This window comes from Streptomyces sp. NPDC006385 (assembly GCF_040612485.1).
In the GTDB taxonomy this organism is placed as follows: domain Bacteria; phylum Actinomycetota; class Actinomycetes; order Streptomycetales; family Streptomycetaceae; genus Streptomyces.
On the sequence record NZ_JBEXQG010000041.1, the window covers coordinates 69,248 to 77,090 of the forward strand.

Annotated in this window: 4 protein-coding genes; all 4 read left to right on the plus strand. The window is 72.3% G+C overall.

Annotated features, from left to right (window positions below; translation table 11 throughout):
• Positions 1 to 216 precede the first annotated feature (216 nt).
• A complete protein-coding gene (locus ABZ078_RS27650; protein ID WP_356579532.1) occupies positions 217 to 1,203 on the plus strand; it encodes a DUF3068 domain-containing protein in 987 nt (328 codons plus the stop codon).
• Between the two features lie 215 nt (positions 1,204 to 1,418).
• The gene (locus ABZ078_RS27655) at positions 1,419 to 2,570 is read left to right on the plus strand and encodes a glycosyltransferase family 4 protein (protein ID WP_356579534.1); all 1,152 of its coding nucleotides are present in this window, start codon (positions 1,419 to 1,421) and stop codon (positions 2,568 to 2,570) included.
• A 35-nt stretch (positions 2,571 to 2,605) separates the two neighbouring features.
• Entirely contained in the window at positions 2,606 to 3,427 is an 822-nt protein-coding gene (locus ABZ078_RS27660; protein ID WP_356579536.1) for a class I SAM-dependent methyltransferase, read from the plus strand.
• The coding region (locus ABZ078_RS27665) for an alpha-(1->3)-arabinofuranosyltransferase family protein (protein ID WP_356579538.1) at positions 3,424 to 7,843 on the plus strand (4,420 nt) is incomplete at its 3' end. The genes ABZ078_RS27660 and ABZ078_RS27665, both read left to right, overlap by 4 nt.

Genomic DNA, 7,843 nt, shown 5'->3' on the forward strand with positions numbered 1-7,843 from the left:
GTGGTCCCGGAGGTCCCGGAGGTTCATCCCCACCCCGGTGGCGCCAGCCTGATCCCGTCCCCTGCCTGTCGGCCCCAGTCTCGACAAGCCGTGACAACCCGTCAAGACGTTGACACTCCGTCAAGGGACGCCTACGGTTCCCGGCCCAAGAACGGCCAGGCAACGACCGTGCACCGAGTGTGCATCGACCACGCGTCAACCCCCCAGGAGTGCCGGATGCGCCGTACAGCCTCACCTCTCTCGTTGATCCTGCTGGGCCTCGGCACGTTTTTGCTGGTACTGGCGCCCATGCTCGCCTGGTACGTGGCCCCGCGTGCCGCCGTGAACCCCATCGACATCGACACCACCGCCGTCTACACCGGCACCGGCAGCGTCTTCGACACCGACAGGATCGAGACCGTGCCGGACCAGAAGATCACCGTCACCCAGCGGGTGCGCGGCAATGTGGCCGAAAGTGAACGCAGCGGCAACGCCGTCTGGGACGTGATCACGACCGTCGACACCGACAAGTCGCTGCCGGCCGCCGACCCGCACGACGCGCTGGACTTCACCCCGCACCGCTGGGTGATGGACCGGAAGACCACCAGGCCGGTGCACTGCTGCGAGGAGAGCCCGTACATCGAGGGCGAGGCGTATCTGAAGTTCCCGTTCGACGTGCAGAAGCGCTCCTACCAGTGGTGGGACAACACCGGCGGCACGACGATCACCCTGCGGTACGGCGGCACCGAGAAGGTCCAGGGGTACACGGGATACCGGTTCACCGGCGCGGTCGCGCCCCGCAAGGTCGGCACCCGGCTCGTCCCCGGACGCCTCGTCGACGAGCCGGACCGGCCGCAGGTGCTGGCCGAGGAGTGGTACTCCAACCACGGCTTCAAGCTGGTCGTGGACCAGCGCACCGGCCGGGTGATCTACGCGCAGACCGGTCCGCGGCGCACGCTGCGGGCGCCCGGCGGCGAGAAGGACGCGGCGGTGCTGCTGGACAGCGAGAAGATCGCGTTCACCACGGCCACGCAGAAGGAGGCCGTGCGGCAGGCGAAGCGGGACAGCGGTCTGCTGCGTACGGTGAGCCGGACGGCGCCTGTCGGAGCGGCTGTGGCGGGATTCGTACTCGCGGCGGTGGGTGGCGCTTTGGTGGTACGAGGGCGAAAGCGGCCGGAATCTCCCGGTGCGGTGGAGATGCCCCAGCCCTCGCTCACAATGTGACGTGACGTCAGCTCTAATAAAGCCGGAAATTGTCACGCCGGTGAGTAGCCCTGGCGAACGGCTGGGCGAAAACTGTCCAACCCCACCCGGACACAGCCTGTCCACACCCCTCGCAAGACGACCGTAAGAGATTGAAGACCCCTGAAATCCCCCCACAGGAACCCAAACCCCTCCCCCACGCTGAGTTCCGCACCCTGAGACGAGTTGGAGCACCCATGCCCCAGCACGTGCCCTCCCCGCTGCGCACCACCCTCCCCTGGGTGTCGCAGCAGCACCCCCCGGCGCTCCCCCCACATCCGCGCCGAATCGTTTTTCTCGCCCATCGTGACCTGGGCAACCGGTCCGCCGGCGGCTCCGAGCTGCTGGTCGACCGACTCGCCGAGGGCCTGACGAGACTCGGCCACCAGGTCACGCTGCTGTGCGGTGGTCCGGCGGCCTACCGCGACTACCGGGTCGTGTCCGCCGGCGGCTCCTACAGCCACTACCTGCGCGCCAGATCCGCCTTCGCCCGTCAGGTCGGCGACTGCGACCTGCTGGTCGAGGTCTGCAACGGGATGCCGTATTTCGCGCCCCTGTGGCATCGCGGGCCGACGCTCTGCCTGGTCAACCATGTGCACACCGATCTGTGGAAGATGCGGTTCGGCGGGCCGCTGGCGCCTGCGGCGCGGCTCGGCCGAAGACTTGAGCAGTGGGCGCTGACCGGTGCGCAGCATCGGAGTCTGCTGGTCGCCGTGTCGCCGTCCACGGCGCACGCGCTGCGGGCGATCGGGGTCGAGCGGGATCGCATCCGCGTGGTGCACAACGGGGTCGAGGAGCCGGGGCCCTTGGGTGACCGCTCGCCCGAGCCGTTGTTCGTGGCCGTCGGACGGCTCGTCGAGTACAAGCGGATCGATCTGCTGCTGCGGCTCTGGGAGCGGGTGCGGCCCGTGACCGGTGGGCGGCTGGTCATCGTCGGGGGCGGGCCCGAGCGGGGACGGCTTGAGCAACTCGCCGGTCCCGACGTCGAGTTCGTCGGTCATGTCTCGGAGGCGGAGAAGCATCGGCTGCTGTGTGCGGCCTGGTTGCTGCTGCATCCCTCGGCCGTGGAGGGATGGGGTCTCGTCGTCACCGAGGCCGCCACGCGGGAGACGCCGACCATCGCCTTCGACGTGCCTGGACTGCGGGACTCCGTCGTGGACGGGGAGACCGGGGTGCTCGCCTCCGGTGAGTCGTCCTTCGCCGCCGCCTGGTGCACGCTCGCGTTGTCCGGGCATCGGCGGGAGCTGATGGGGAAGGCCGCGCGGGATCGGGCGGCGCACTACCGCTGGGATCGGACGGTACGGCAGTTCCGGGCGGTGGCCTCGGAGGCGGTGAGGGGCGCGGTATGACGCCTATTCGCCGTAGGGGTGACGCCGTCTCGCGAGTGTCGGTTCGTCGTGGCTGGTCGCGCCCACGCGGCGGTAGCCGCACATCGAGGACAGCCCCGCGCCCCTTTAGGGGCATATCCGCACCCGGAGCCATAAAGGACCCCTCGTTTCGGCGGTCGCTGGCTCTCTTCCGTGCCTTCATGCATGAACAGGACGACCCCGACTCCTGCTACTCGCTCCTCGCCCGCGATGCCGCCGACCAGGTCGAGGCCTACGACGGTCCCGTCGCCGGGCGTACCGTGGTCGACGTCGGCGGTGGTAGTGGGTACTTCACCGAGGAGTTCCGGCGACGCGGCGCGCACGCCTGTCTCTTCGAGCCGGACATGGACGAACTCGGCGAGAAGCCGCCCGAGGCGGCCGTGGTCGCCGACGGGTATCTGCTGCCCCTGCGCGACGGGGTCGCGGACGTCACCTTCTCCTCCAACGTGCTGGAGCATGTGGCCGATCCGCAGACGTTCCTGAGTGAGCTGGCGCGGGTGACCCGGCCCGGTGGGCTGATCTACGTGTCGTTCACCAACTGGCTGTCCCCCTGGGGCGGTCATGAGTGGGCCCCCTGGCACTACCTCGGCGCCGAGCGGGCCCGCGCCCGCTACCGGCGGCGTACCGGGCGGGCCGCCAAGCACACCCTCGGCGAGAACCTGTTCGCCGTGCACATCGGCGCCACCCTGCGGCAGGTCCGCGCCCGCGACGACGTCGAGATCGTCAGCGCGCGCTCCCGCTACTGGCCCTTCCTCGCGGAGACCGTCGTCAAGGTGCCCGGTCTGCGCGAGTTCGCCACCTGGAACCTCCTCCTCATCCTCCGGCGGTGTCCACCATGACGACGACCACGGTCCAGGCTCCTCCCCCGGCAGCCGTGCCCACCCCGGCGCCCGCCCCGGGTCCGCCGGAGGGCCCGCGTTCGCGGCGCCTGCTGCTGGGGTTCTGGGCCGTGGTGTTCGTGCTGTTGCTGGCGGTGCGGCCGGGGCGGCAGACGTTCGACACCAAGCTGGGTGTGACCGTCGATCCGGGGCAGTTCCTTGCCGACCTGGGCCAGTTGTGGCACGACGAGGGCAGTTTCGGCGGGATCCAGAACCAGTACGCGGGCTATCTGTGGCCGATGCTGCCGTTCTACTGGCTGGCCGACGCCGTACGGCTGCCGGTGTGGCTGGCGGAGCGGCTGTGGCTGTCGCTGATCGTGTCGGTGGCCTTCTGGGGTGCGCTGCGGCTGGCCGAGCGGCTGCGGGTGGGCAGCGGGGGGTCGCGGCTGGTGGCGGCCGTGGCGTATGCGCTGTGGCCCGTGTTCACCACCGTCGTCGGGTCCACGTCGGCGGCCGCGCTGCCGGGCGCGTTCCTGCCGTGGGTGCTGCTGCCGCTGACCGACGAGCGGTACACGGCCCGCGTGGCCGCGCTGCGCTCGGCGCTGATCATCCCGTTCATGGGCGGCGTCAACGCGGCCTCGACGCTGGCCTCGCTGCTGCCCGTCGGGCTGTATCTGCTGTCCCGGCCGCCCGGGCCACGGCAGCGGAAGCTGATCGGGTGGTGGGTGCCGGGCGTGATCCTGGCGACCGCCTGGTGGGTGGTGCCGCTGCTGCTGCTGGGGACGTACGGGGAGAACTTCCTTCCCTACGTGGAGAGTTCACGGACCACGACCGAGACCATGTCGGCGACGGAGGCGCTGCGCGGTGCCGGGAACTGGGTCGCCTATCTGCACTTCGGGGAGGCATGGCTCCCGGCCGGCTGGACCGTCGCCTCGGCGGTGGTCGTGATCGTCTGCTCGGCGCTCGCGGCCGGGCTGGGCCTCGCGGGGCTGGCCCGGCGGGACATGCCGGAGCGGCGGTGGCTGGTGCTGACCGTGGTGACGGTGGCGCTGATCCTGCTCGCGGGGTACGGCGGAGCGCTCGGGGCGCCCTTCCACGGGGTCGTGCAGGACTGGCTGGACGGCTGGATCGTGCCCTTCCGGAACATCTACAAGTTCCAGACGGGGCTCGCCCTGGCGCTGGTGCTGGGGCTCGCCCATCTGGTGGGCGTGGCCGCCGAGGCGCGCGGGGCGCGGCCGGTGCCGGGGCGGCGGTTCGCGGCGCTGATCGCGGCCGTGCTGGTGCTGCCGGGGCTGATGTGGCCGTACCTCAACGGCTCGATCCTCAACCCCGGCTCCTTCAAGGAGATCCCGAAGTACTGGCAGGCCACGGCCGACTGGATGGAGAAGTACTCCCCCGACGCCCGCGTCCTCGTCGTCCCGGCGACCGCGCACGGCGTCCACACCTGGGGCTCCACCATCGACCAGCCCCTCGATGTCGTCGCCGACTCCCGCTGGGCCCAGCGGGACTACGTCCCCTTCGGCACCCCCGGCAACCGGCGCGCGATGGACGCCGTCGAGCAGGCGCTGATGACCGGCGGCCAAGTGCCGGGACTGGCCGACTACTTGAGCCGGGCCGGCGTCTACTACGTGGTCGTCCGCAACGACCTCGACCCCGACCAGATCGGCCATGTCCCCACGACGACCGTGAAGCGGACCCTCGAACAGTCCGGGTACGAGCGGGTGACGGGCCTCGGGCCGGTCATGACCGGCGGGAAGATAGCCCCGGGCACCCCGCTCCAGGTGGAGGGGCTGTATCCGCGGCAGCGGGCGGTGGAGATCTACAAGCCGGCCGGCGAGGAGGTGCCGCGCCCGCACCAGGCCGGGCTCCAGCCGGTCGCCGACACCGCCGTGGTGTCCGGCGGCCCGGAGGCGCTGCTGCCGCTGGCCTCCCGGCTGCGCGGGCGGGCGAGCGTGCTCACCGGCGACAACCATCCCGGGCTCGGCTCACCGCCGGTGCAGGTGGTCGGGGACGGGCTGCGACGCGCGGACACCCGGTTCGGGCTCGTCAACGCCAACACGTCGTACACGTACACCCGCGACGAGCGCAACGCGCCCGACGCCGCGCAGGACGCGGGTGAGACGCCGCACCAGATCCTCCCGACCACGGGGCTCGACCACCAGACGGTGGCGGAGCTGCGCGGGGCGCGGTCGGTGACGGCGTCCTCGTACGGCAGCTGGCTGTTCCATCTCCCGCAGTTCGACCCGGTGAACGCCTTCGACGGCAACCCGGACACGGCCTGGACCGAGGGCTCGGGAGGGTCGCCGGACGGGCAGTGGCTGCGGATCGCCTTCGCGGGCGGCTCGTACGCCATGCCCTCGTCGTTCAAGGTGACGCCGCTGCCGCAGGAGGGCGTGCGGGAGGCGGCGACGCGGGTGCGGGTGGAGACGGAGAAGGGGTCGGTGAGCAGCTTCCTGCGCCCGGACGGCTCGACGCAGACGGTCAAGGCGCCGGCGGGCGCGACGCGTTGGATGAAGCTGACGATCACGGACTCGGCGTCCCGGCGGCCGGGTCTGACCGGGGCCGGCTTCTCCGAGATCGACCTGCCGGACGTACGGGTGACCCGGCTGCTGCGGCTGCCCACCGACGCCGAGGACTCCTCGGCCGCCGCCGAGATCGTCTCCCTGTCCCGTACGGCCGACCCCACCGGGCTGTCGGCGACGGGCACCGAGGCCGGCCTGCACCGGCGCTTCACGACGTCCGCCCCGGGGACGTACGAGGTACGGGCGAGCGCGGTCCCGGTGGCGGGCGAGGAGCTGGACAAGCTGCTGTACGAGGTGGCGCCGGACCAGCGGAACCGGATCGTCGCCACCGCCGACTCCACGGCACGGCTCGGGGCGGGGCTGTCGCCGCGCAACCTCACCGACGGCGACCTGACCACGGCGTGGATCGCGGGAGACCGACCGACGATCCATCTGCGCTGGCCCGGGAAGCAGGCGGTGGGAGAGATCGTGCTGGCGCCGGCGGGTGGCCTCGCCACGCGGCCGACGGAGGTGCACATCAGCTCGCCGGACGGTGCGGTGATCGCCGGGGTCGATGAGAACGGCTGGGTCCGCTTCCCGCCCATCACCACCGACCGGCTGGACATCACGATCACCCGGACGGCCCCGCTGACCCTCTACAACCCGATGGTGGACGAGGACCTGCGCCTGCCGGTCGGCCTGACGGAGACCTACATCCCGGCCCTCGACGAGTACCGGACCCCGCAGCCGAGGGCTTCCCGGACCTTCTCGCTGCCGTGCGGGGAGGGGCCGGTGCTCGCGGTGGACGGCGACCTGTACCGGACGAGCGTGCGGGGCACCGTACGGGACCTGGTGGAGCGACGCCAAGTGGACGTGACGCTCTGTCAGCAAGGGCGCGCGGACGAGGAGTTGGAGCTGCCGGCCGGTGGGCACCGGGTCGAGGCCGGGGACGCCGGGCCGCTCGCGCTGACCGACGTGACGCTGACACGCGGCACGGTCGCGGAGGCCGCGGCCGCGGGGCGTGAGCTGGGGATACGGGACTGGCTCGGCGACCGGCGCGCGGTGACCGTCGGGTCGGGGGCGGCGAGCTACCTGACGACGTACGAGAACTTCAACGACGGCTGGCGTGCCACGCTGAACGGCGAGGAACTGACGCCGGTACGGCTGGACGGCTGGCAGCAGGGCTGGCGGATCCCGGCGGGATCGGGCGGCACGGTCGAGCTGTCGTACGAGCCGGCGGTGATGTACGAGGCCGGTCTGATCGGCGGCGCGGTGGCGGTCGTGCTGCTGGCCGGGCTGGTGCTGTGGCGGCGACGGGCTCCGAATCCCGACGCGCCGCAGCCGGTGCCGCCGCTGCCGGGGCTGTGGCTCGGCACCGTGGCCCTGACGGTGGTGGGCGTGTTGGTCGCCGGGTGGTTCGCGCTGCTGGTGCCGGTGCTGGCGGCGGTGGCGTGGCGACGGCATGCGCTGCTGGTGCCGATCGCGCTGGTGGCGCTGGCGGGGGCGGGCGTCGCCGCCGCGACCGGGGCCGGGGAGCCGGTGGGGTCGGCAGCGGGCGCGTTCGGCCCGGTCGCTCAACTGCTCGCGCTGATCGGGCTGTTCGCCGCTGTGGTGTCGGTGCGGGAGCCGGCGGGGGCGGACGGAGGCCCGGGCGGACCGGCGAGTGGCCCGGGCGGAGCGGGCGGGTCCGGCTCCACGGCTGTGCTGCCGCCGGTCGCCGCCGGCGGTGCGCCGGGCTCCACCGCGCCGGAAGCGCCGACAGCGCCGCTGCCACACCGGGAGCGCGGGCGCAGCCCGCTGGGGACCGAGCCACCCGGACCGGCCCGAGGAGACGGCGCCGCGGGCGGTGCGCCGGACGCGCCGACCCGGCCGTCGCCGCACCGGGAGCGCGGGCATCAAGCCCATGGGTCTGACCGACCGCGAGCTGGTCTCGGCG

What these genes read in the sequence shown, in the direction of transcription:
- ABZ078_RS27650 (WP_356579532.1), top strand. Translation starts at nt 217, where the DNA reads ATGCGCCGTACAGCCTCACCTCTCTCGTTGATCCTGCTGGGCCTCGGC.
- ABZ078_RS27655 (WP_356579534.1), top strand. Translation starts at nt 1,419, where the DNA reads ATGCCCCAGCACGTGCCCTCCCCGCTGCGCACCACCCTCCCCTGGGTG.